The organism is Serratia sp. A07, from assembly GCF_058725505.1.
Map to the genome: position 1 here is coordinate 1 of NZ_JBZXDO010000191.1, position 1,009 is coordinate 1,009.

2 protein-coding genes are annotated in these 1,009 nt (G+C 59.3%); both read left to right on the forward strand.

What is annotated here, in order from left to right; all coding sequences use genetic code 11:
• Positions 1-576 (forward strand): TrbI/VirB10 family protein (locus AC4PR2_RS29150; protein ID WP_492176081.1); only part of this gene is annotated, 576 nt, incomplete at its 5' end.
• On the forward strand, positions 576-935 hold the full coding sequence (locus tag AC4PR2_RS29155; protein ID WP_492176082.1) for a hypothetical protein: 360 nt from the start codon (positions 576-578) through the stop codon (positions 933-935). The genes AC4PR2_RS29150 and AC4PR2_RS29155, both read left to right, overlap by 1 nt.
• Positions 936-1,009 lie beyond the last annotated feature (74 nt).

The following is a 1,009-nucleotide window of genomic DNA, read 5'->3' on the forward strand; positions in this document are numbered from 1 at the left end:
TGTGTGGTCGGTGACAAGCATATCGATATGGAAGTGAAGGGGCACGCGGTGTTCTATGGCAAGGCCGGCATCAAGGGTGTGCCCGTGATGCGCAACGGCAAAATACTCGGCCTGGCCTTCGGGGCCGGCGCCCTGTCAGGCATTGGCCAGAGCGTTCAGCAGGTGGGGCAGACCGTTGCCGGTGTGGGGGCAACCTCAACCATTTCCGGCGGCGACGTGGCCCGCGCCGGTCTGGGAGGCGGCGCCAGTACGGCGGCCACCAAGCTGGCCGACTACTACATCCAGCGCGCCGAGCAGTACCACCCGATTATCCCGATTGGCGCCGCCAACCGCGTGGAAATCGTGTTTACCGAAGGTTTCAGGGCGTCGTTTATCGAAGACCAGGAAGCGAGTGAACAGGCGGCGCAAGCAGGCTCTGCACCCCACACCGCAGATACGACCACCGCCGCGCAGGGGAACAGCGACCTGCCGCCAGAGCTTATCGGCAAACTCGGTGACGCCGAGTCTCTGCAAATCAATGATTTTATTACGCCGACGGGGCCGCAAGGCGGCAAGCCGTCACAAGGAGGAAGTTGATGCGTTCATTTACCTACATGGCACTCATTGGCGTTGTGGCTTTAGCGTCCTGGGTTGGCTACAACGCCGGCGTAACCGTAGCAGCAAATGACGCGGCCAAGTCTACGCAGCAAACGGAAACCCAGCTGAATGAGAGGGATTTTCACGTCGTGCCGGAGTCCAGCGAAATGATGCAGGCGGTGCAGACCGTTTCCGACTCAGAAACACGGTCGCTTTTGCAGGAGCAACTGGGCGTCATGCGTGAGCAGCTGGCAGAGACGAAGGTCATGCTGAGCAGGCTGCAGGTAATTTCCTCCGCCTGTGAAACAGTGAAAACAGCCGAAGGTGAAAGCCATGAGTCCCACCATGATGGTCAGTGAGCAGCGTAACAGGCTGAACCAAATCGGACGGCTTGGCCGGCAATATGCGCGCTTCGTAAAGTTCAATAAAAGGT